This window comes from Nocardiopsis valliformis DSM 45023 (genome assembly GCF_000340985.1).
In the GTDB taxonomy this organism is placed as follows: Bacteria; Actinomycetota; Actinomycetes; order Streptosporangiales; family Streptosporangiaceae; genus Nocardiopsis; species Nocardiopsis exhalans.
In genome coordinates this window covers 38,412-61,201 of sequence record NZ_ANAZ01000017.1, presented here as the reverse complement: position 1 = coordinate 61,201, position 22,790 = coordinate 38,412, and the positions used below count along the sequence as shown (strand labels likewise).

The window sequence follows — 22,790 nt, the reverse complement described above, 5'->3', positions numbered from 1 at the left end:
TGACCAGGACAGCACCGTCAGATGCGTCAGTTTTTGAGGAAGCCGGCCGTGTGCGGCTTCCTCCGGTCCCTTGAGTATGCTTCTGCCCGGTTATCCTGCGTTTCCGGGTCCGGTGCCTCTGAATCATGGTTGTTCTTCGGCGTGTTGGTGGTGGGGCGGGTCCGGAGAGATCCCGGCCCAGGCGTGCGAACCCGTTCGCGTCCGCTCCGCTGGCAGGGGCTGCTTGTCAATTCGGTGTTGGAGTGATCGGTGGGAGGGAGCAGAGTTCTTGGATTCCGCTTCCCGTGCGCGATCGGTCATCGGGGTCCTGGCGGTCACGGCTGTTGCGTCGGCTGTGATCGTTGCGGTGTGGCTCCTGATCGGGCCGGGGGGTTTCGCCTTCGCCTGGGTCACCCATTTCGTGCTGATGGCCTGGGTCTCCGTCGTCCTCGACGCCCGGCCCGGTCCGCTGGAGCACCCCTGGTTCCGTGTCAGGTCCTGGGAACCGGGATGCTACCGGGCCTTGGGCGTGGGCCTCTTCGGCTGGGTGCTGGAAAGCACTGGTTGGAACAGGGTGGTCAGACGTGACCGGGCTTTCGACGGCACCCGGGCGGGCCTGGTGGGGCTTGACCAGCTCACACGGAGCTCCGAGACCGGACACCTGATGTGCTTGGGCGTGGCCGTGATCGTTGCCGTCGCCGCTCTGTGGGCGGGGCCTGGGGCGGAGCCCTGTGGCTGGTGGGTCTGGGCGTCGTGCTGCACGTGTATCCGGCCATGCTCCAGAGGTCACTGCGCAGGCGGATCCAGGCCCTGACCAGCTGTTGAACCCATTCCAACCAGGGCACCCCGGAATCTGTGTCGCAGGGGTGACGGTTGGATCCGCTCATCACGAGGGACGGGAAGCAGACGAGATTCCGTGAGAAGGCGCACCGGCTCGCCCGAAGCGTTGAGGCCTCGCCTCAGGGGGCAGGGCCGGTCATGGCTCGGGTCGAACCTCAACATCGTGCCGCCCCGCGGGGTGTTAGGTGTACCGACCACAGAGGTTGAGTACAGCTAGCCCTGCTGGCCTCCTCCGGCCCGGCCGCGGAGGCCGCCCGTACGGAGGCCCTGACCGAGGACGGGACCGACCTGCCCCTGCTGCGCGCGACCCCGCGTGAGTCGGTCCGACTGCGCCCGACCACCCTGGTGGTGCTCCGGGAGAGCACACGGGAGACCGTCTGGCGCGAGCGGACCGTCGAACCCGGTACGGCGTTCCTGGTGATGAGCTCCTACTTCCACCGCGACCCCGCACAGCTGCCCTACGCCGACACCTTCGAACCCGGTGTCTGGACGGACGGCCGTGCCGAGGGCGAACCCGCAATCGTGCCCTTCAGCCACGGGCCCGCGGTGTGTCCGGGGCGTGACCTGGTTCCCCTGACGGTCTCCTTCCTGCTACGGACGCTGCTCAGGGGCGGTCCCCTGAACCGGGTGGACGGTGCTCCGCCGCTGCGGCCCCACGGGCTCCCCGTGTCCCTCAACCACTTCGACCTGCGTTTCTCCTACGAGAACGGGTTGTTTGCCCTGGGGCCGCTGGAGCGGTGCGGGTCTCAGCGGTAGCCGTACTGCGGGGCAGGGACCCGGTCGCGGCCGATGAGGAACCACAGGAGGGCTCCGATCAGTGGGGCGAGGAAGACGAGGACGATCCAGACGAGCTTCATCGGTACGTCCAGCCCGGAGAACAGGATGCTGAACACCGCGGCGACGATGAGCACGAACGCGGCCAGGGACACCAGGAGCGCCCCGATCACGAAGACGGCCGCGACCCAGGTCTCCACGGGCATCGATTCGATGAACGACGGCAGCGACATGACAGTTCCCCTTGTGGATTCTCGGGGGCGGACCCGCGGCCTTGGTGGTGCGGAACCGGACCCCTGACTATGCATTCCACGCTAGGGCCGCCGCTCCTGCCTGGGCATCCACCTGCGGGAGGCACCGGGGTGACGCCTAAGGCGGCCCCTGCCCGTCCCCGGACGGTGCTTTGGTGGACCCGACCACCGACTTTCGTCGATGGTCGCCGCGTGCCGTGCCTGTTGTCGCTTCCTTCTCAGGGGTGGTGAATCGGTCCAGCTCGGTCCGCAGGGCCTGTTCGGCCTCGGCCGCGGACAGGCCGCCGATCAGGACGCGCATGGACAGGCCGTCGGCGGTGGCCATCAGCGACCGGGCGGTGGCCCGGGGGTCCTCCAGCCCGGGGTTGACCCTGCCGAGTAGGAGGGAGGTTGCGCTCTCCTCGCCCTCCTTGGCCTCGGCCAGCATGCGGGCTAGCGCCGGGTGGTTGAAGGCCGCGGCCACGTACTGGTGGAACACCGACACACCGGCGCGGGAGGACTCCGCCAGGGGGATGGGGTGCCCGACCAGTTGCCACAGCGCCTCGCGGTCGTCGATGTCCTCGGTGGCCTCGGAGTGGACTCGGGCTGCCTCCGAAAGCATCTCTTCCAGGCTGGCCCGCAGGAGTTCGTCCTTGCTCGGGAACCAGTACTGGACCCGGCCCACGGAGGAGTCGGCGGCCGCAGCCACGTTGCGCATGGACACCGCGCCCATGCCGCTGTGCGCGATGACCTGCCACACCGCGTGGATGATCGCACTGCGGCGCTCGTCGTGTTCGGCGTTGCTCATGCCGTCATCCTAGCCAAGGAGAAATACGAACGTATTTGAGGGTGTGTACACTCGGGACCCTGAACAATACGATCGTATTTTCGGAGGGGCCATGAAGGACGAGTCGAAACGCCGGACCCGTCGTCGGGTGCTGTTGGCCCTGGCGGGGGTGCTGGTGGCCTGGCTGCTGGTCGACAAGGTCCTCGCGGTCATCGCGCCCGAACCCACCGTGGGGCACTGGCGCAGCCAGGAGGGGTTCGAGGCCTACCGGGCCGCCTACGACGACGTGATGGCCACCCTGCCCGAGCCGACCCGCACCCACGACGTCGCCATCGAGTACGGCACCGTCCGCGTGTACGAGTGGGCGGCCACTGAAGCCGAGGAACGGGCCGGGGAGACGGAGGAGGAGCGGACGGACGCGGAGGAGGAAACAGCGACGGGGGAGAGGTTGCCGGTCGTGCTGCTGCCCGGGATCCGTTCGGGGGCACCCATGTGGGGTGAGAACCTTCCCCACTGGATCGGTGACCGCACCCTCTACGCCATGGACGCGATCGGTGACGCCGGGATGTCGATCCAGTCGGTCCCCTTCACCTCCTTCGACGACCAGGCCGACTGGGTGGAACAGGTGCTGTCAGGGCTGGAACTGGAACGCGCCCACGTCGTGGGCCACTCCTTCGGTGCGGCTGTCGCGGCCACCCACACGCTCCATCACCCCGGCCGGGTCGCCTCCCTGACCCTCCTCGAACCGGTGATGGTCCTGCGCGGGCTGCCCGCCTCCGTCTACCTTTGGTCGTCACTGCTGCTCCTGCCCGCGCCGCAGTCCTGGAAGGACCGCGCCCTGGCCGAGATCGGCGGCGTCACGGTCGAGGAGGTCCGCGAGCGCACGCCGATGTCGGTGATGATCGACGAGGGCTCCCAGCACTACGCGGCCCTCACCCCGACCCCGCGGGCCCTCTCCGACGAGGAATGGGGGTCGATCTCGGTGCCGGTGCGGGTCGACATCGCCGATGACCAGTCTCTGGCCGGCGGAGAGGAGGCCGCACAGCGCGCCCGTGACCTGGACAAGGGGCCCGTCACCGTCTGGCCCGGGACCAGTCACTCCCTGCCCATGCAGGCGGCAGAGGAGCTCGGCCCGGAACTGGAGGCTTACTGGACCGAGCACGACCGGTGAGGTTGTGCCCCCGCACTTTCGTCGGGCACGGACACCGAAGACACCGACGTTGGTAGGTCGGCGACGTGGTCCCCGCGGTTGATGACCCGACCCGTTCCGTTCCGTAGTTTCGGTGTTACACGGAGAACTCGAACGACCACGAAGGGCGGGTCATCCCGTTGCGCAAACCCGAAGCAGACAGCGGAGCCGGTGTGTTCATGCGAGGGGCCGGTCCCCGAGCGGCGGTGTCAGCCCTGATCCTGGCCCCTGTCCTCACCATGGGGGCTTCGGCGCAGGCCGCACCGGATCCCGCATGCCTGGGTGAGGACGGTGCCACGATCGAGGAGGCACGGGTCACCGAGGCCGTCCCCCAGGAGATCCTGGACCGCTCCGGGCTGACCCCGGAAACAGAAAGCTTCATCCGGGAGCTGTGCGCGGCGCTCGACCTCGAAGCGGCGGGGGCGGTCGTCGAGCGCCACGGTGACGCGCTCTGGCGCACGGCGGTGGACCGGGTCCAGGAGGCCGGCTACGCCGAGGGCGACCTGAGCGCCGGGGACGACCGGCCGCTCTACTGGGCGCGGCTCACGATGACCTCGGCCCTCAACCGCTGGGAACCGGGTTTCGAACTGGACGCCGGAGACCGGGCCGCGCTGGTGGCCGACCTGGAGCGCCGCTCCCGGGGGCACCACGACGCGGACTTCCCCGAGGTCTCCGAAACGGCGGCAGAGCCCGGGAGGGCCTCTGAGGTCTCCCGCGTCATCGTGACCGGGTTCGACCCGTTCGGCCTCGACGACGACATCCGCCAGGCCAACCCCTCCGGCGCGGCCGCCCTGGCCCTGGACGGAGCCATCCTCGAGACCGGTGAGGGCGTCGCGGTGGTCGAGGCCGTGCTCTTCCCCGTGCGCTGGCGGGACTTCACCGACGGCATGGTCGAACACGCCCTCCTGCCGTACTACATCGGTGACCGACCGGTCGACGCCGTCATCACCCTCAGTCAGGGCGGTGCCGACTGGTTCGACCTCGAAGCCCACAACGGCGCCTGGCGCGGCGGTTTCCCCGACAACGAGACGGCCGAGGCGCTGGAGACCATCCCCGTGCCGGACGGCGTGCCCACCCTCACTCCGCAGCCGCAGTGGTCGGACTCCTCACTGGACCGCCCCGCCATCGTGGCGCAGACCCGCGGGGCACCCTTCCCCGTGTTCGACAACACCATGGTGGTGGAGATCCCCGAGGGGGAGAGCGAAGCCGTGCTGAGCCCGGACGGCCCCACCCCCGGTTCCACGGCACGGGCCGGAAGCGGGGGCGACTACTTGTCCAACGAGATCGCCTACCGCAACACCCTGCTGCGCGACGCCACCGGCCGCGACATCCCCGCGGGCCACGTGCACACCCCGTTCCTGGCGCTCGGCCCCGGGGACGCCATCACCGACCCGCAGTTCGAGGAGAACCGCGCGGCCCTCATCGGCCAGATTGAGGACATCATCGCGGCGGCGGTACGCGCCTGACCCCGGACTGAGACCGACCTGACTCCGGAGGAGAAGGCGCACGAAGGCACGGGTGGTGGGTGAGGAAAGCGGGAGGGCACTTTTGGGCAGCAGTCATCACCGAAACCGGAGCCACCACCCCTGAAGCCGCCACCAAGCCAGGTCGTGCCCCTACACCTCTCTCACGGGAGCCCGCTGATCGCGCAGCCGGGCCCGGACCCGGGACACGAACCAGACCGCGGCGACCGAAACCACCAGGCAGTAGACACCCAGCACGGTGACCTGGGCCGGATATCCCGCCCCCGCGTCGATCAGCAACCCCGCAGCACCGGGACCCGCCGCGGAGGCCACGACCAGCACCGCCACGATGACCGACCGGATCGACCCCAGGTACCGGACCCCGTACACCTCGGGCCAGACCGCGCCGAACAACCCGAGGGACAGCCCGTTCGTGACCCCGTACAGGAACATGAACACGGCGATGCTCCACGGGCCCTCGACCGTTCCCAGAACCAGCAGGCCCAGGCCGAGCGGGGTCAGGAAGAGCGGGACGAGCCGGAGCGCGGTCAAGCGGTCCACCAGGAAACCGCCGACGATGTTGAACACCACGGTCGTGACCGCGTACAGCGAGAAGGCGGAGGCGAACAGTGCGGGAGCCCAGCCGCGCAGCTCCGTCAGGTGCGCCTGGTGGAAGAACACGGTGTTGCCGACGAGGGCGGGCGCGGCCATGGCGGTGAGCAGCAGGTAGAAGTAGGGGTCGCGCAGCGCCTCGCGTCGCGTCCAAGCGCGGATGGCGCCCCTCGACCGCTCGTCGGCGGCATCCGCCGGGGCGCGCTCCCGGCGCATCAGAGCCGACATCGGCCAGGTCAGGACCAGGAGCAGAACGACCACCAGCCACTACGCCTCCCGCCACCCGGCCAGGGCCAGGACCGCTACCACCGCGAGCGGCAGCAGGGCCTCCCCGGTGTTCAGCCCGAGCGCGGCCACCGAGGTGGCGCGACCGCGCTCCCGGACGAACCACCGCCCGGTCAGAGTGAAGGAGGTGTGGCTCATCATGCCCTGCCCGAACAGCCGCAGGATGAACAGCGCCAGGAAGAGCACCCACACATGGAACGTCACCGCCATCAGCGCTGCACCCAGCGCCAGCATCAGCATGAGCGCGGGAACGACCCGGTGGGCGCCGTACAGGTCCACCGCCCGGCCCACCTGGGTCATGACCAGGGCGGCGGCCAGCGTCGCGGCCGTGAACAGGGCACCGAACTGCCCGTGGCTGAGCTCGAACTCCCCCCGGAGGTCGGCGGAGAAGAGGGAGACAAAGAAGGTCTGCCCGAACGAGGAGAAGAGAAAGAGCGCGAACCCGCCGATCAGCCAACGCCGGTTCGCGAAGAGGAAGGCCAGATAGGTGCGCATGTCAGGGCGGGGTCCGATCGATCGGTTCCGTTGGGGGGAGCTGAAGCCAAAGGGACCCTACATTCACAGCGCGCAGGGCCGCCGGGAACGGCGGCCCTGCGGCGTTCTCTCGTTCTCCCCTTCCAGGTCCGTGCTCGATCAGGCACGCAGGGGCGTGAAGTCGCGCGCGGCGACGAACCGGGGGCGGCGCTCCCCGGCGGAGAAGGGCTCGACCAGAGGGTTGTCCACGCTGTTGAACACCACGAAGATGTTGGAGCGCGGATGGGGCGTGATGTTGTTGCCGGACCCGTGCATGCTGTTGCAGTCGAACCACAGCGCCGACCCGCTCGGTCCGGTGAACTGCTCGATGCCGTGCCGCCGGGCCAGCTCGGCGATGTCCTCCTCCTGGGGCACGCCGATCTTCTGCGCCTGCAGGGACGACCGGTAGTTACCGTCCGGCGTGCGGCCCAGGCACGGCACGAACGTCCGGTGCGCGCCCGGCATGAGCATCAGACCACCGTTGAAGGGCAGGTTCTCGGTCAGCCCGATGGACAGGCTCACCGCGCGCATCCCGGCCATGCCATCCTCGGCGTGCCAGGTCTCGAAGTCCGAGTGCCAGTAGAAGCCGCTACCCCGGAAGCCCGGCATGAAGTTGACCCGGCTCTGGTGCACGTACACGTCCGATCCCAGGATCTGCCGAGCCCGGTCCAGCACACGCGGCTGCCGGATCAGGCGGGCGATCCGTTCGCTCAGCAGGTGGGCGTCGAACACCGAGCGGACCTCGTCCGTGCCCGGTTCGGTGACCGTACGCTCGTCGGCGAGTACCGACGGGTCCCGGACCATGGCCTGGAGGTCGTCCCGGCAGGCCGCCACCTCCTGGTCGGACAGCAGGTCGCGCTGGATGTGGAACCCGTCGCGCTCGTGCGCGGCCAGCTCCTCGGCGGAGGCGGGCCCTGGGGGCCACCCGGGTGGACAGTGGGCTCCTCGCGTGCGATCCACTCCCGGCCGGTACCGGGGTCCACGCGTGTTGGATAGCGATCCTGGACGGGGGCTTCGACGAGTGTCATGGCAGCCCCTCCTCTCACGTCGTCCGTCGTCTTCCTTTCTGTGGGCGGATTCTGCTGATCTGCCCCTGAGTGCGACACTGCCCTTCGGGGACGCCCGGTAATCATCGCTGGTCGTCAGGTTCCGGTGGCGGTTTCCCTCTTCGGCTTCCGGGCCCCGGGGCCCGCTCACGTTCGGCCATGCACTGGCGCTGGGGACCATTGTGTGCCTGGGATCGGCAGCGGCTGCACCCGACCTGGAAGACCCCCATACAGGTGAGCGCCGCACCAGCGAGCAGCGCCGCGCCGCTCAGCGCCGACCCCGTCCGGCTGCGGCGGCCCACCACCGCACCGACCGCGCCCGTCCGTTGTTCCACGAAGGTGGACACCGCCGTCCCGGCGACCGTCCCGGCGATCGCGAACCAGCGCGCGGGCCCTCTCTGCTCGACCGGTGCGACCAGTAGCCCGATACGGCCTGAGGTGGCTGTGCGGCCCCTGCCTGCGTGGACGGAGCGCTGTGCGGCCACGGGGTCTGGCGGGACCAGGGAGACAGATGATGTTTACGAGATGGACGGTCGGCTAGGTGACCCAGTGCGAGGCAGCCAACGTGAAGGGAGACAGCCATGGTGGACAGCATCGCCGAAGTGATGAACTCGAACGTGCACGCCGTCACCCCGGGCACGACCATTCGGGAAGCCGCCCAGATCATGCGTGACGTCGACGTCGGTACGGCAACTACTGGGTGCTGGCCCTGATCCTGGGCGCGGTCACCCTCTGTGCCGTGGTCCCCTTCATCTGACCCGTCAGAGCGTGCCCTCAGCTGCCCTGGATCTCGCCGCCGGTCGGGGTGAGGGTCTCACCCGTGTAGTAGGACGACATGTGCTCACTCGCGAAGAACACGTAGGAGGGCGCGATCTCGTCCGGATCGGCGGCCCGCCCCATCGGCGCCTGCTTGCCGAAACCCTCCGCCCCCTGCTCACCGAGCGTCGCCGGGATGAGCGGCGTCCACACCGGCCCGGGGGCCACACAGTTCACCCTGATGCCCTGGTCCATCAGCACCTGGGAAAGCGACAGGGACAGGTTCATCACGGCGGACTTGCTGGAGGCGTAGTCGATCAGCGAGTCATTGCCCCTCAGGCCGTTGATGGAACCGGTGATGATGATCGAGCCGCCCTCGGACATGTGCGGGAGCGCCTCACGTACCGTCCAGAAGACCCCCATCACGTTGACGTCGAACGTCCGCCGCAGCTGCTCGGTGGTCAGGTCGGTGAACTTGTCCACCGGGCTCTGGGTGGCGGCGTGCTCCACCAGGACGTCGATTCCGCCCAGTTCCTCCACGGCCCGGCGGACCAGGTGCGCGCAGTGCGACTCGTCGGCCAGGTCACCCCTGACCCCCACGGCCCGGCGGCCCTCCTGCTGGACCAGGCCGACGGTGTGCTGGGCCTCGGCGTCCTCGCTGAGGTAGCCGAAGACCACGTCGGCGCCCTCCTTGGCGAAGGCCACCGCGACGGCCCTGCCGATACCCGAGTCGCCCCCGGTGATCAGCGCTCGTTTGCCCTCGAGGAGCCCCCGACCCTCGTAGCCGCGCATCTCGTCGCGCGGCTGCGGATGCATGGGTTCGGTCCGTCCCGGGTGGGGCTGGCTCTGCGCCGGCGGCTGTCGGTCAGTCATGGCTGTCCTCCTTGCCCTTCTGCCCGGGCCCACCGCTGCCTGGCGCATACCGCTCGCGGCCATGGCCGCGAGCGGCACCCGGTCCGTGTCTTCGCCAACCAGGTCCGATGTGTGGCTGGACGGGGTCGGTCACTCCTCTTCGGTCCTCGCTTCGCGTGGACCACGTTGTGTTCCCTAACCGTCCGCGCCCGCCCGTACACATCGAGAGCACCGTGGACCTGACACGCCCCGAACACTCCGACAGCGACGTGAACGCTGACCGCGAACCCGTGAAGTCCGTCGGTTCATTCCTGGTCACAGCTATAGGTGGGCACTCCTGGCCTGGCTGGCGTCTGCCGTCAGCCAGGGCCGGTCAGCCCGTGCCGCCCCCGGTAGGCGGCGACGGGCGGTACGTTCCACCCCTGCGTGAGAGCGGGGGAGGGGCGGTGGACCTCCACACCCAGGGGACGGCACACGTCGATCGGGTCCCGGGCCTGCGGCCCCCACAGCGGGACCGACAGATCCCCGCCGGGGCAGGTCGAGAGCGCGCACACCAGGTCCTGCTCGGCGAAGAACTCGAAGAAGTCACCCGGCCGGGCGGGGGAGGCCTTCATGAAGTACTGGTCCTGCTCGTTGAGACCGGTGCACTGGAAAACGTTGAGGACGTCGTGCACGTCGAACTCGGTCAGTCCGAAGGGCAGCACCGCGCGGGTCAGGTTCGAGTGGCAGTGCCGGTCGAAGTCCTCCCCGGTCAGCATCCGGTTCACGTATGGATCGCACCTGGTGCCGAGCAGGTCGTGCACCCGGCCGCCGTCCTCGTCCGTCCCGTACCAGTCCAGGCTGTCGCCGGTGATCGTCACCAGGGGGCGCAGGTACGGCAGCGTCGACCACAGCCGGTCGTGCCTGCTCACGTGCGCGCCCTGTAGCTGCCGGGTCCGTGAGGCCCACAGACGCTCACGCGGGTTGTGCCGGTTCCAGATGTTGAGGTCCCCGACCTGTGGGCCCTCCGGCGTGGAGATTCGGCACAGATAACCGGCGGGGACCTCCCAGGCCCGACCGGACCGAATCGGCAGCACGAACCGTTCCACGAGCTCGCGGTCCTCGACGTGTTCGGCGAGCCGGTCGTAGAAGGCGGTGTCGACACTGAAGGCGCTGCCCTCACCGGACTGGTAGGCGGCCTCGGGTGAACCCAATGGAACCCTCGTTTCCAGGCGGGCCCGTGATCCGGGTACGCCCCCAGAGAGCAGATGCGCCTGGGAGCGTACCCCGGTCTCCTTCACGTAAAAGAGGGCCGGTCAGCGGCGGTCGACCAGGAGCCGTCCGTCAGCGGCACTTTCGCCCGCCGGACCGCGGCCGTAGTTGGCCTCGACCCGCGAACGCTCGGAAGCGTTGGGTACGGCGTTGGTGCAGTTCACACCGCCGGTGGAGCCCGACATCAGTGATGAGCACGGGCCGGGTTTGGTGTCGGGCAGGCCCAGGCTGTGGCCGAGCTCGTGCGCGGCGATGCGCACCGCGTCGTAGCCCTCGGCGGTGCCCTGGCGTCCCATCCAGACGGTCACCTGCCCGCCCGGGCGCACCGGCCCCAGGTGGGCGCGCGGCCAGCCGTTGTCGGTGATGATCCGGATTTCGGCGTGCCGGCCGGTGGCGGCGGGCTCCAGGCGGACGTTGTCGACGCTGGCGTTCCACACGTCCACGGCCGAAGAGACGGCGGAGGTGTACTCCGCGGCCCGGCTGGAGTCGTAGTAGAGGATCGTCTGGTTCAGCTGCCGGGCCTGCTCCGAGGGCGCCGCGCTCACCGGCGCGGTTCCCACCAGCGTGAGTGTGAGCGCGCACAGCGCGATGAGTAGGGATGTGAGGAAGCGTCTCAGCATGAGGGGGTCTCCCTGGGGGTGCGGGGCGCTGATGCTTTTAGTGACCCGGTGGGGTCGCGCCGATGCTAAACGTGGTGACTTGACGCCACAAGGAGGGCAAAGCGTCGGATTTCCGGCACTGCGTCCCAGCGGGTCAGACTCCGGGCAGGCGCGACCTGCTGGCTCCGGCGTCTCAGCGGTAGTCGACGGGGGAGGGCCCGCCCTCATGCCGTGCCAGGCTTTCCGCTCCGGACACGCGGTCGGTGTTCTGCGCGGCCACGGCCGTCCAGCCAGTGTCCGACCTGCTCAGCACGAAGGTGAAGACACCTCCGCGGCGGCCGGAAGGGGACCCGTCGGGCAGCACCTGTCCGCTGACCGACCAGCGGCAGTGCACCACGGCCGCCTCCGTGCCGAGCATGCGGGAACGGACGCCTGACACACGCATGGTGGACCCGGGGAAGATGACACGCAGCCCGTATTCGTGGGCATTGCGGATGCTCTCCCGGTCGTGCCACCACAGCCCCACCACGTTCACGAAATCCGCGTCCGGGGCGAACAGCTCCGCGATCCCGTCGGCGTCACCGCGGTTCCAGGCCTGCGCGAAACGGTGCGGGACGCTCTCCGGCCCCTCGTCTCGTTCCATATCTTCCTCTCTGCGATCGCAAGGACGAAGCTCTTCAACGCCCCTGCCAGTGTGGCCCGTCGGTCTCCGGTACATGCTCGAACAGCCGGAGTCGACGGGAAAGCCTGGGGCTGAACAGGATTCGACACTTGTTGACTTCCTACACAACAGGCCCGCCGGATGGTAGGAAGTCAACGCACAGGGTTCCCCCCGTCATCCCCCGCCCGGAGGCTTGCGATGAACCGCCGATGGTCGACCCGTTCACGCACGAAGTCCGCGAGGGCCGCGGTGGCCGCGGGTTCCGCCCTGGTTCTCGTGCTCACCCTCGCTCCGGCCGCCGCCGCGAGTCCCACACACGACGACCCACGCCAACACACCGCGTTCAGCGAGACCGTCGAGATCCCACCGGCTGGCTCGGTCACGCGGGCCGACGCCCCCGAACCCCGGTTGGAGACCTTCAACACCGAACGCCCGGTCGCCCCCGGCGTCACGCTCACCTCGTTCGACGCTTACGGGCCCGACGGGTACAGCGGCACCCCCAGTTGGTTGCAGGCCGACCTGCTGACCACCGACCTCACCGGCGGGGTCAGCGTCGACTACCTCTTCCCCGGCCGGCTGACCGACCCGCAACCGTTGAGTGAACAGGCGGACCGGGCCGAAGCGGTCGCCGCGGTGAACGGCGACTTCTTCGACATCAACGCCTCTGGCGCACCGCAGGGAGCGGGCGTCCAGGACGGTGAGCTGGTCCAGTCCCCGATCACCAACGACTACCGCGAGTCCGCCGCGATCTTCACCCCTGACGGCCTCGGCTCGATCGGCGAGGTGTTCTTCGAGGGCACCGTCGAGCTGCCGAACGGTCAGACACCGTCGCTGGACGCGATCAACAAACCCGCGCTGGGAGCCGATGAGATCGCGGCCTTCACCCCGCTGTGGGGGGAGTACTGCCGCTGCCGGGTGGCCGAGGGCGCGGAGGAGACACTGGAGGTCGTGGTCACCGACGGCGTCGTCACCGAGATCGTGACCGAACCGCGCGAAGGCGAGATCGCCGAGGACGCCTTCGTCCTGGTCGGCCGCGAGGACGGTGCCGAAACACTGTCCGACCTGGCCGAGGGCGATGCGGTCAGCATCGACTACGACGTGCGGGACGGCGCGGACCAGGAGATCCACGCCGCGCTCAACGGCCGCCAGATGCTCGTCGTCGACGGCGAGGTCCAGCGCGCCAGCGAGGGAAACAACGTCCCGGGCGCCCCGCGCATGGCCCTCGGGTTCTCCTCGGACGGCTCCCAGATGTACCTACTCAGCGTCGACGGACGCCAGCCCTCCTTCGCCGAGGGCGTGGGCCTGGACGAGCTGGGTGAGATGATGGCCGAGGCGGGCGCGCACACCGCGGTCAACCTCGACGGCGGTGGCTCGGCCACCATGGTGGCGCGTACCCCCGGCGCGGAGCAGGTGCGGCTGGAGAACCGGCCCTCGGACGGCGAGGAACGACCGGTCCCCAACGGGCTCGCCCTGTTCGCCCCCGAAGGCAGCGGTGAGCTCGACGGTTTCTGGGTCCGGACCCTGATCGAACCCGAACGCACCAACGTCTCCGGCTACGTCGCGCCCAGCCGACCCGACCGGGTCTTCCCCGGGCTGACCCGCACACTCACCGCGGCCGGTCACGACGAGACCTACGCCCCGGCCGAGGCGGACCCGCGCTGGCGCTCCCACGACAGCCGCGTCGGCATCGTGGACCGCGAGGGCGTGTTCACCGCCCATGCGACCGGCACCGCCACCGTCACCGCCATGCAGCGCAGCGCCACCGGCGACATCGAACTGACCGTGCTGGGCGAGCTGGCCCGGATCGAGACCACACCCGAGCGGGTGGGGCTCGCCGACGCCGATGCCGCCACCGCGGTCGAGATGATCGGTTACGACCCGCACGGGTTCGCCGCACCGATCGAACCGGCCGACGTCGAGCTGACCATCGACGAGAGCGTCGCCAAGGCTTCGGTGACCGAGGACGGGCGGTTCGAGATCCGGGCTGCCACCGACAGCGGTGCCACGATCGCCACCGCCCGGGTCGGCGAGGTGGAGACGAGCTTCACGGTCACCGTCGGCCTGGACGAGGTGGTCGTCGCCGACTTCGAGGACGCGGCCGACTGGACCTACTTCGGTGAGCGCGCCGAGGGAGGCGTCGCGGTCACTGAGGGCCGGGACGGCGCCGCGGTGGAGCTGAACTACGACTTCACCACCTCGACCCAGACCCGTACCGGTGGCATCGTGCCACCGGGAGAGTTGGAGATCCCCGGCCAGCCGCAGGAACTGCGCGCGTGGGTGCACGCCGAGGGCAACGGAGAATGGGCCAGCCTGCAGGTGTGGGACGGCGCCGGGCAGCTGCTGCCCGCGCTGCGCGCCGGCTACCTCGACGAACCGGGCTGGCAGGAGCTGGTCTTCCGGGTCCCCCCGGGCACGCAGTACCCGCTGTCGCTGCGCCGTATCTACTTCGCCGAAACCGAACCGGGCGCCAGCTACCACGGCGAGGTGATCGTGGACGAACTGACCGCGATGGTCACGCCCCCGGTGGACGTGCCGCACGCCGAACCGGTCGCCGACCCGATCGTGGCGCCCGGCCGGACGGTGGCCGGCCAGGACTGGCGGTTCGCTGTCCTGGCCGACGCGCAGTTCGTCGCCAGGGACCCCGACAGCGAGATCATCGCCTACACCCGGCGCGCGCTCCGCGAGATCCGTGCCAGCGACGCCGAGTTCCTCATCATCAACGGCGACTTCGTCGACGAGGCCGCGCCCGAGGACTTCGCACTGGCCCGGCGCATCCTCGACGAGGAGCTGGAGGGCGAGCTGCCCTACTACTACGTGCCCGGAAACCACGAGGTGTCCGAGGGGACGCTGGACAATTTCCGGGACGCGTTCGGCGACACCCGACGGGTGGTCGACCACCACGGCACCAGGTTCATCCTGCTGGACACGGCCCGGTTCTCCTACCGGGCCAGCGACTGGTCACAGCTGCCGCTGCTGCGCCGGGATCTCGACGACGCGGCCGACGACCCCGCCGTGACGTCGGTCGTGGTCGCCCAGCACGTGCCCTTCCGCGACCCCCTGCCGTCCAAAGCGAGCGAACTGTCGGACCGCAAGGAGGCGGCCACCGTCGAGGACTGGCTGTCCGAGTTCCAGGCCCAGACCGGCAAGGGCGCCGCTTTCATCGGCGCGCACGTGGGTGTGTTCCACGCCGAACGGGTGGATGGCGTGCCCTACGTCATCAGCGGAAACGTCGGTAAGAACCCCTCTGCGGGACCCTCGGACGGCGGCTTCACCGGCTGGTCACTGTGGGGCGCCGACACCGGCGGAAACCCTGACCAGGACTGGCTGGTGGCCGAGCTGCGCCCCCATGTGGACGGTCTGGAGCTGGACGCCCCGACCTCGATCGGTGTCGGGGAGAAAGCCGAGGTCACCGCGACGGTGGACAACGACGGCACCGACGTCCCGGTCGCCTACCCGGTGAGCGCGGACTGGTCCGGCTCGGAGAACCTGCACATCGGTTCGGCCGATGACGCCGGTCCCGACCACGCGGCCGCCTTCGATCCGGCCACCGGCGAACTCACTGCGATCACGGAGGCCACCATCGTCCTCGACGTGACGGTCAACGGCGTCACCGAAGAGGTCAGCATCGAACTGACCTCCTGATGCCCTGACAGCCTGACCTCCTGTTCGCCGTGCTCGCCCTGCACCTGGTCGCGCCGGGGCCGGTCGGTTTGGACACCTGGGGCTTCGGCCTGCTGATGGCGTCACTGGGATTGGGCGGCCTGATCGGCGCCCTGCTTGCGGGCCGGTTGGCGGCACGGGTGGGCGAGCTCCGCCTCCTCACGCTCTCCTGCGCGCTCATGGCCGCGGACAGTGTCGCGCTGGCTCTCACCACCCAGATCTGGGTGATCGCGGTCGGACTGGTCGTGGGTTCGGCCGCCGCCGCGGTCTTCGGCGTCATGGCGATCACCGCCCTGCAACGCGCGACCCCCGACAGCCACCTGTCCAGGGTGTCGGCGGGCAACCAGTTGATCATGATGAGCGGCACCGCCCTGGGCGGTATCGCCGCGGGTGCCCTGGGGGAGGTCACCGGCGACCTGCGTGTCGGGTTCGCCGTGGCGGCGGTGCTCCTGTTGGCGCTCACTTCGATGCGTGCCGCGATCCCGGCTGCCCCGCCGGTGAGCTTGACCCGGACCGGGTCTGTTGATGGTGGGCGATGGAGCCGCGGCTGACCATCGCCACCCGCGTCCAGGTCAAGTCACGGCGGTGGAACGCAGCCGCTTCGACTCCGATCGCAACGCTGGAGCGGGTGAGGTGTAGGCGCATTGGCCTGAAGGTTGCTTCGGGGTGGTGTTGCGTATCGCACCTGGTCAGGGCGGTTTCAGCCCTGGTCAAAGCCCGGGTCATGACATACGTTGCAGGGGTGAACTTTACTGAACTGATGCCAAAGAGTGTGTTTACCGCGACAACTGGCCTGCTTCTGGCCGGTGGGATCCTCCTGGCGGGGCCGGGTGTGGCCGCCGCCGATGACGGCTCCGACAACCCCGACAAGGGGTGCGCGGCGCTGAGCTCCGACGACAGCGCGAGCGTCTACACCGACGACGACAAGAAGGCCGCCAAGGACCTCAACGGCAAGCTGAGCGACGACATGGCGGGTCACATGGACGGCCACCGCGCCTCCTGCGCCCGTGGCGTGGTCGAAACCGCGAAGGAGCGCGGTCTCGACGAGAAGGCCGCCTCGATCGCGATGGCCACGGTCATCGTTGAGACCCACCTGGAGAACCTCACCGGCGGTGACCGCGACAGTGTCGGCCTGTACCAGCAGCGCGACCACTACGGTTCCGCGGAGTCCCGACTCGACGTCGCCTGGGCCACCGACGCCTTCTTCGACGAGCTGGAGAACGTCTACCCCAACGAGAGCTGGAACGACGCCTCGATCGGTGTCGTAGCCCAGGACGTGCAGCGTTCGGCCTACCCCGACCGGTACGGCTACCAGGCCGATGACGCCAAGGTCATCGTGGACTACTTCTGGTAGAGCGGTCGGCCGGTTCGTTCTGTACCTCGAAGCCCGGTGCCGGGACGGTGGTGGCCCAGTCATCCCCTGGGAAGCAGGGCATGGGACCCGTGCACGTCGAACCGTCCATAATCCTCGACCTGGTCGTCTCATTGCCCCGGTAGCTCCGACGGGGACCCGGTGGCGTTCCCGTTCGGGCTCCTCACGCGTCGACCGCGGCGGCGGACGGCTCAGGGGCTGTCGACGAGGCCGGTGAGCACCCGGCGTACCAACCGTTCGAACAGCACGTGTGTGTCCTGGGGGGCCTCGGTTCCGGTGTCGTGCGCCAACGCGGCGGTGATGAGCGGGTGCCGCTCCTCGGTCGCGGCGGAGGCCAGGTAGGACCCGTGCGCGCGCCGGGGATCGGCGGGCGGGTGCTGTCGGCCGAGTTCGGTTCGGGCGAACAGCGTCACCATCCCGTTCACCAGTCCGATGGTTTCCAGCTGTGCCGGGTAGGGCAGCGATGTCGGGGCCAGGGCGAGCAGCGACCTCTCCAGGTAGTCCATGCCCCTGGGGCCAAGTGTGGGTGCCGCGGATAGATCGAGCAGCCACGGATGGGACAGGTGTACCCGCTTCGCCCGACTCGCGAGCACAGCGAGGTCCTCGACCGGATCCCCGCTCAGCGGATCACCGAGGTCGATCTCCCCAGCGGCGGCATCGGCCATGAGGTCGAGCAGTTCGTCCCTGGTGGAGACATAGCGGTACAGCGATGCGGGACCGGTGCCCAGTCGTTTGGCCACCTGTCGCATGGACACCGCGGCGAGCCCTCCCGCGTCGGCCAGCCCCATCGCGACGGCGGTGATCTGCGCTCGGTCGCGCAAGGGCGCGGGGCCGCGCGTGCCCCGTTCGGGGCGGCTCCACACCGTCCTCGGTTCCTCGGCCACCGGCCCCCCGTTTCGTTCTGTTGCGACCCGCCACCTATCCTAATACTGAGAACGATGATCGCAGTATTAGAAGGGGTGGGCACATGGACCAACGGCAGTGGACCCCGACCAGGTGGGCGCGGAACGGCGATGTCCGGCTGGCATTCGACACACTCATCGGCGCGGACGAGGGCGATCCGCTTCTGCTCATCATGGGTCTGGGCGTCAGTCGACTGTGGTGGCCGGACGGCCTGTGCCGAGTACTGGCAGACCAGCGCTTCGCGGTCGCCCGCTACGACCAGCGCGACGCCGGCGAGTCGACGCTCCTGCCGCCGACGAGGACCCGTCTGCCGGTCACCGCGCTACTGGGCAGACGCGGCAAGGCCTACACGGCCGAGGACATGGCCGACGACGCCATCGCTGTACTGGACGAACTGGGGTGGGACTCAGCACACCTGTTCGGAGTGTCCCTTGGCGGGGCCGTGGCCCAGCGAGTCGCGATCCGCCATCCGCACCGCGTCCGCACCCTGACCTCCATGTCGGCGGTGCCCGCGGACGCGGCGGGGCTGGGCACCTTGCGCTACATCAACATCCGGGCCCTCGCCAGGCTCAGTCGGACGCGTTTCCCCGACACCAGGGAGGGCGCCATCGAAGCCAGCCTCGCTGTCGCCCGGTTCTGTGCCTCACCCCATCAGCCCTTCGACGAGGACGAGGAACGCACGAGGGCCGAACGCCTCGCGGACACCGGGGCCCGCGACGCCCAGGCGCAGAGCCGTCAGATCGGGGCCCAGTGGCACGGCCCGGCGATCAGCACCATCACGGCACCCACCCTGGTGCTGCACGGCCAGGATGATCCCTTGATCCGGCCGCGCGCGGCCACCGCGATCGCCGCTCGTATCCCCGGGGCGCGCCTGGTCATGCTGCCGGGCGTCGGGCACGAGGTCTCCGCGCCGGTGTGGCACACAGTCGCTGCGCAGGTACGCGCGCTCGCGGACAACGCGACGGGCCGGACCGGGCCGGGCTCAGCCGGGACCCTTTGAGGCGCCGTTATCCCACCGTTTCTCAAGGCTGAGCATGGGTTGCACATCCTCGGCCGCGCACCCCGAACGGTCTTGGCCGTGCTGGTTCCCGGCTTACTCAGGCTCCGGGGCGGTGACACGCGTCCTGTGCGTGGTCCGGTCCTGGGAGGCCGGTTTCCTCACGACTCAGTCGTGTGGGTGTGGTCAAGGGTGTGCGGGAGGCCCCGGGCCATCGCTCTGGCGGCAAGGGGGCCCGAACACCGGAACCGCACCCGGTGTCCCGAATCGCACACACCTGGTAACCGCCACTGCGCGGTGCCAGCGGAACCCCCATCGCTGCAGGGACCGCTCATGCACACGTATACACACCCGCACACACTCAACGAAGAGCAGCTCGCAACCCTCCGGGGGCGTGCTGTCCAGGGGCGTGGAGGCGGCTTCGGCAGTATGCTCTTGCACCTTGCGCCCCCGCGCAGCTGCGGCTCCCATGTGCTGCTCCCCTGCGAAGCCCGATGTGGCCAGCGGTTGGCCTGGTTCCACTGGAGGCTGAGGGAGCCCGCGGCGGGCGCTGCGACGACCGAACATGTGACGACCAGGACCCAACGGCCTCGGCCCATGCCGACATGATGGCAGGGACCTCCCCTTCCCTCACCGCCTGTTCCGGCGGTTTGTCCCCCTATGTACAGGGCGTCGCGGGGATGCGCGCACAAGGCCCCGGGTATGCCCGGAGGGACTGTACCCCCGACAACACGTGCCCCCGGCAATCAGGAGAGTGAATGGTGGACACCGGCAGCGAGCCCAGTACGCCCGGTTGGAGCGCGGCGGTCAGCGGGCTGGCCAGCAGGATCCTCGGCCCGGAGCACCGGGCGATCGCCTTTCGTGAACAGGCCGGGCCGGAACGCTTCTTCGAGTACCGCGCCGAGGGCGGGGAACTCACGGTCACGGCTTCCGATGCCGTCGCGGCCGCCGTGGGCCTGCACGCCTACCTGCGCGAGGTCTGCGCCGTCACCGTGGACTGGGACGCGCACCTGCCGCTACCGGTCGCCGAGTTCGCAGACGCTCCAACCACGCGCCGCACCGCCGAGGTCGACCAGGCCTACTACCTCAACTTCTGCACGACCGGTTACACCTCCCCCTACTGGGGCTGGGACGAGTGGGAGCGCGAGGTCGACTGGATGGCCCTGCACGGGATCACCACACCCCTGACCGCGGTGGGGCACGAGGCGGTCCTGCGCGACGCCTACACCCAACTCGGCCTGAGCGACGAGCAGGCGCGCGCGTTCATCGGCGGCCCCGGTTACCTGCCCTGGCACTACATGGGCAACCTGGACAACTTCGCCGGACCGCTGCCCGCCTCCTGGGCCGACAGCCACCTGGAACTGGGCCGGCGGATCCTGAACCGGCAGCGCGAGCTCGGCATGACGCCCGTCCTGCCCGGGTTCACCGGGCACCTCCCGCCCGAGATCGCCCGGGAACGGCCGGGCGAACGCACCCGGACCCGTAGCTGGCAGAAGCTCGTCACCCACGTGCTCGACCCCGCCGACCCCCTGTACGCGGAGATCGGCGCGCAGATCACCCGCAGCCAGATCGAACTGCTCGGCACCGACCACCTGTACGCCATCGACCCCTTCATCGAGATGGTCCCGGTCGACGCCGACATCACCTTCCCCGGAGCCATCGCCGACGCCACCATCGAAGGGCTCGTGCGTGCCGACCCCGAGGCCGTGTGGGTACTGCAGAGCTGGCCGTTCTCCTACCAGCGTTCCTTCTGGAGCGATGAGAGGGTCGCCGCCTTTCTCGACGCCATCCCCGCCGAACGCCTCCTGCTGCTCGACCTGTTCGGTGAGCGCGAGCCGCAGTGGTCGAGATTCGACTCCTTCGGGGACAAGAGCTGGATCTGGTGCGCGCTGCTCAACTTCGGCGGCCGCACCGACCCCATGGCCAACCTTCAGCGCACCCTCGACGGGATCAACGCTGCCAAGGCCGCCCGCAACCGCCCCGCCGGGATCGGGCTGGCCATGGAGGCCACCCGCAACAACCCGGCCTTCTTCGACCTGGTCATCGACCAGGTGTGGCAGCGGAATGAGGGCGTGGCACGGGACTGGCTGCCCGGGTTCGTGCAGCGCCGCTACGGCAGGGGGCACGACCCCGCACTGCTGGAGGGCTGGCGAGGGCTGCTCGCCACCATCCACTCGGTACCGGGAAACTTCCGCTATCCGGCCGACGAGTACGGGGTCCTGGGCCACCGCCCGCACTACCAGGACCTGGCCGACCCCGAGGACCTGCGCGCCCGGGTCAGCGCCCGGCTCTGGTACGACTGGCCGGACCTGATCGCGGCCTGGGAACAGCTGGTCGGCGCGGCCGAGCGCACCCCGGAACTGGCGGAGGGGGCCTTGGGCAGGGACCTGGCCGACGTGGCCATGGCAGTCATGCTCCGGGTCTTCGACCAGCGCTACCTGAACCTCGTCGAGCGGGTGGGCGCGGGCGGTCCCCGATCGGCAGCCGACCCTCGACCGGGAGAGGGGGCCGACCTGACGGAGGCGCCCGGTTTCAAGGAGGAGCTGAACGGACTCCTGGCGGTGGTCGAGGACCTCGATTCGCTCCTGGCCACCCGGCCTGAGTACCACTACCAGCGCTGGGAGGACCAGGCCGTCGCGTGGGCGCAGACCCCGGAGGAGCGACGGGTGCTGGTCGACAACGCCCGCCGGATCCTCACGGTGTGGACCACCATCGGCGACGGAGAGCTCGACGACTACGCCAGCCGCCTGTGGGCCGGGTTGGTCGGCGACTACTACCGTTCCCGCTGGGAGCTGTGGGGCCAGGGGCTGGAGCGGGCCGCGACCGACCGGGCCGGGGCCTCGGACGAGCTGGAGCGGTCCCTGGTCGAGCGGGAGGAAGCCTTCCTGGCGAACGGTGTTCCGCGCCCGCCACAGGCAGACGGTGACGTCGTCACCCGCTCCCGAGCGCTCCTGGACCGCTACGGCCGGACCGAACACCCCTGACCCGGACTCCTTGACCCGGATCCCCTGTTCTCCGGACTCTGCCCCGGTCTTTGGCCCCGGACCCCCTGGTGCGGACCCCTGATCCCGAACCGACTGGTCCAGAGCCGCTGAACTGCTGAACCCGAGCGCCCCCGGCCCCGGGCGTTCGGGTTCAGCCGGAGGGCTCCGGCCCGGGCAGCCCGGAGAAACCGCCCGAGAACAGTCCGGAAAACCCATGGCGGCGGCGCCGGGACGGCACTAGGTTGCCCGCATGGCTGACACTGAACGGACACGGACCGAAGCGGCACCGGTGTGGGACGCCGAGATGGCGCGGAGTTACGACACCCCGGGGGAGGGGATGTTCGCGCCGGAGAAGGTCGACCCGGCGGTCGCCCGGTTAACCGAGCTCGCCGAGGGCGGCGCGGTGTTGGAGTTCGCGGTCGGTACCGGCCGGATCGCGGTGCCGTTGGCGGAGGGCGGGGTCCCGGTCACCGGGATCGAGCTGTCCGAGGCGATGGTCGAGCGGCTGCGGACGAAGGCCGACAAGGACACGGTCCCGGTGGTGATCGGTGACATGGCCACCACCCGGGTGGTGGGTGATTTCTCGCTGGTCTACCTGGTCTACAACACCGTCTCGAACCTGCTCACCCAGGCCGAGCAGGTCGAGTGCTTCCGCAACGCGGCCCGGCACCTGGGGCCCGGCGGACGGTTCGTCGTCGAGCTGGGCGTCCCCAGTCTCAGACGACTTCCGCCCGGCCAGGACGGGTTGGTGTTCGCGCACCGGGACGGGTACGTGGGTCTGGACACCTTCGACCTCAAGCACCAGCACCTGGTCTCGCACCACATTAGCTTCACGAAGGGGCGCGAACCCCGGGTGATCCGGGTGAAGCAGCGGTACATCTGGCCCGCCGAACTCGACCTCATGGCGCACATCGCCGGTTTCGAGCTGGAGTCCCGGCACGCGGACTGGCAGGGGAGCGAGTTCACCGGCGACTCCGGCTCCCACGTGTCCGTCTACCGGCTGCCCGAGCACGAGTCTGAGTAACCGAGTGCGTGCC

General features: G+C 69.6%; 19 protein-coding genes and 2 pseudogenes. 11 read left to right on the top strand and 10 right to left on the bottom strand.

Translation table 11 applies throughout. The features are described 5' to 3' along the window. Positions 1-76: 76 nt before the first annotated feature. Positions 77-643: pseudogene (locus D457_RS37820) on the top strand (hypothetical protein); the annotation flags it as partial. A 395-nt stretch (positions 644-1,038) separates the two neighbouring features. Continuing rightward, the gene (locus D457_RS32865) at positions 1,039-1,575 is read left to right on the top strand and encodes a cytochrome P450 (protein WP_083926800.1); all 537 of its coding nucleotides are present in this window, start codon (positions 1,039-1,041) and stop codon (positions 1,573-1,575) included. Here the strand turns inward: D457_RS32865 and D457_RS0118385 are convergent. Beyond that, a complete protein-coding gene (locus tag D457_RS0118385; RefSeq protein WP_017582139.1) occupies positions 1,566-1,826 on the bottom strand; it encodes a PLD nuclease N-terminal domain-containing protein in 261 nt (86 codons plus the stop codon). The two genes, D457_RS32865 and D457_RS0118385, sit on opposite strands and share 10 nt — an antisense overlap. Before the next feature lie 136 nt (positions 1,827-1,962). Then, positions 1,963-2,631, bottom strand: a complete 669-nt coding sequence (locus D457_RS0118380; protein ID WP_017582138.1) for a TetR/AcrR family transcriptional regulator — start codon at positions 2,629-2,631, stop codon at positions 1,963-1,965. A 91-nt stretch (positions 2,632-2,722) separates the two neighbouring features. Here D457_RS0118380 and D457_RS0118375 point away from each other — a divergent pair, with 91 nt between their 5' ends. Together D457_RS0118375 and D457_RS0118370 are read left to right on the top strand one after the other, a co-directional pair. After that, positions 2,723-3,781: an alpha/beta fold hydrolase gene (locus D457_RS0118375; protein WP_017582137.1), complete on the top strand. Its 1,059-nt coding sequence runs from the start codon at positions 2,723-2,725 to the stop codon at positions 3,779-3,781. Positions 3,782-3,978: 197 nt separating this feature from the next. Continuing rightward, entirely contained in the window at positions 3,979-5,265 is a 1,287-nt protein-coding gene (locus D457_RS0118370) for a pyroglutamyl peptidase (protein WP_039831472.1), read from the top strand. Between the two features lie 150 nt (positions 5,266-5,415). Here the strand turns inward: D457_RS0118370 and D457_RS37125 are convergent, their stop codons facing one another. The 3 genes and pseudogenes from D457_RS37125 to thpD form a co-directional block, all read right to left on the bottom strand. Further along, a complete protein-coding gene (locus tag D457_RS37125; protein WP_017582135.1) occupies positions 5,416-6,135 on the bottom strand; it encodes an MFS transporter in 720 nt (239 codons plus the stop codon). 6 nt (positions 6,136-6,141) lie between these two features. Continuing rightward, the gene (locus tag D457_RS37120; protein WP_017582134.1) at positions 6,142-6,654 is read right to left on the bottom strand and encodes an MFS transporter; all 513 of its coding nucleotides are present in this window, start codon (positions 6,652-6,654) and stop codon (positions 6,142-6,144) included. Positions 6,655-6,792: 138 nt separating this feature from the next. Further along, positions 6,793-7,700: pseudogene (gene thpD, locus D457_RS32855) on the bottom strand (ectoine hydroxylase). A gap of 599 nt (positions 7,701-8,299) precedes the next feature. On the opposite strand from thpD, the gene D457_RS34895 reads away from it, so the two are divergent. Next, positions 8,300-8,431 (top strand): CBS domain-containing protein, encoded by a 132-nt coding sequence (locus tag D457_RS34895; RefSeq protein WP_017582132.1) that lies wholly within the window; start codon positions 8,300-8,302, stop codon positions 8,429-8,431. Positions 8,432-8,492: 61 nt separating this feature from the next. On the opposite strand, the gene D457_RS0118350 is transcribed toward D457_RS34895, so the two are convergent. The 4 genes from D457_RS0118350 to D457_RS0118335 all read right to left on the bottom strand — a co-directional run bounded on the left by D457_RS0118350 (position 8,493) and on the right by D457_RS0118335 (position 11,819). Continuing rightward, entirely contained in the window at positions 8,493-9,347 is an 855-nt protein-coding gene (locus tag D457_RS0118350) for an SDR family oxidoreductase (RefSeq protein ID WP_017582131.1), read from the bottom strand. Between the two features lie 338 nt (positions 9,348-9,685). Then, positions 9,686-10,519, bottom strand: coding sequence for an urea carboxylase-associated family protein (locus D457_RS0118345; protein ID WP_017582130.1), 834 nt, complete (start codon positions 10,517-10,519; stop codon positions 9,686-9,688). 102 nt (positions 10,520-10,621) lie between these two features. Continuing rightward, positions 10,622-11,197: a snapalysin family zinc-dependent metalloprotease gene (locus D457_RS0118340; protein ID WP_017582129.1), complete on the bottom strand. Its 576-nt coding sequence runs from the start codon at positions 11,195-11,197 to the stop codon at positions 10,622-10,624. Between the two features lie 172 nt (positions 11,198-11,369). After that, positions 11,370-11,819 carry an SgcJ/EcaC family oxidoreductase gene (locus tag D457_RS0118335; RefSeq protein WP_017582128.1) on the bottom strand — a complete coding sequence of 150 codons (450 nt, stop codon included), beginning with the start codon at positions 11,817-11,819 and terminating at the stop codon, positions 11,370-11,372. Between the two features lie 216 nt (positions 11,820-12,035). Here D457_RS0118335 and D457_RS0118330 point away from each other — a divergent pair, with 216 nt between their 5' ends. From D457_RS0118330 to D457_RS0118320, 3 genes are all read left to right on the top strand, one after another. After that, entirely contained in the window at positions 12,036-15,479 is a 3,444-nt protein-coding gene (locus tag D457_RS0118330) for a phosphodiester glycosidase family protein (protein WP_039831453.1), read from the top strand. 29 nt (positions 15,480-15,508) lie between these two features. Then, positions 15,509-16,048 carry an MFS transporter gene (locus tag D457_RS0118325; protein WP_017582126.1) on the top strand — a complete coding sequence of 180 codons (540 nt, stop codon included), beginning with the start codon at positions 15,509-15,511 and terminating at the stop codon, positions 16,046-16,048. A gap of 209 nt (positions 16,049-16,257) precedes the next feature. Then, positions 16,258-16,851, top strand: a complete 594-nt coding sequence (locus tag D457_RS0118320; RefSeq protein WP_051072963.1) for a hypothetical protein — start codon at positions 16,258-16,260, stop codon at positions 16,849-16,851. A gap of 209 nt (positions 16,852-17,060) precedes the next feature. Here D457_RS0118320 and D457_RS0118315 read toward each other — a convergent pair whose 3' ends face one another. Continuing rightward, positions 17,061-17,753 (bottom strand): TetR/AcrR family transcriptional regulator, encoded by a 693-nt coding sequence (locus D457_RS0118315; protein WP_017582124.1) that lies wholly within the window; start codon positions 17,751-17,753, stop codon positions 17,061-17,063. Positions 17,754-17,836: 83 nt separating this feature from the next. Between D457_RS0118315 and D457_RS0118310 the strand changes: the two genes are divergently transcribed. The 3 genes from D457_RS0118310 (at position 17,837) to D457_RS0118300 (ending at position 22,777) form a co-directional block, all read left to right on the top strand. Further along, positions 17,837-18,772, top strand: coding sequence for an alpha/beta fold hydrolase (locus D457_RS0118310; RefSeq protein WP_017582123.1), 936 nt, complete (start codon positions 17,837-17,839; stop codon positions 18,770-18,772). Between the two features lie 755 nt (positions 18,773-19,527). Then, positions 19,528-21,753, top strand: a complete 2,226-nt coding sequence (locus tag D457_RS0118305; RefSeq protein WP_017582122.1) for an alpha-N-acetylglucosaminidase — start codon at positions 19,528-19,530, stop codon at positions 21,751-21,753. Positions 21,754-22,003: 250 nt separating this feature from the next. Further along, positions 22,004-22,777 (top strand): class I SAM-dependent DNA methyltransferase, encoded by a 774-nt coding sequence (locus tag D457_RS0118300; protein ID WP_039831451.1) that lies wholly within the window; start codon positions 22,004-22,006, stop codon positions 22,775-22,777. Positions 22,778-22,790: the final 13 nt, after the last annotated feature.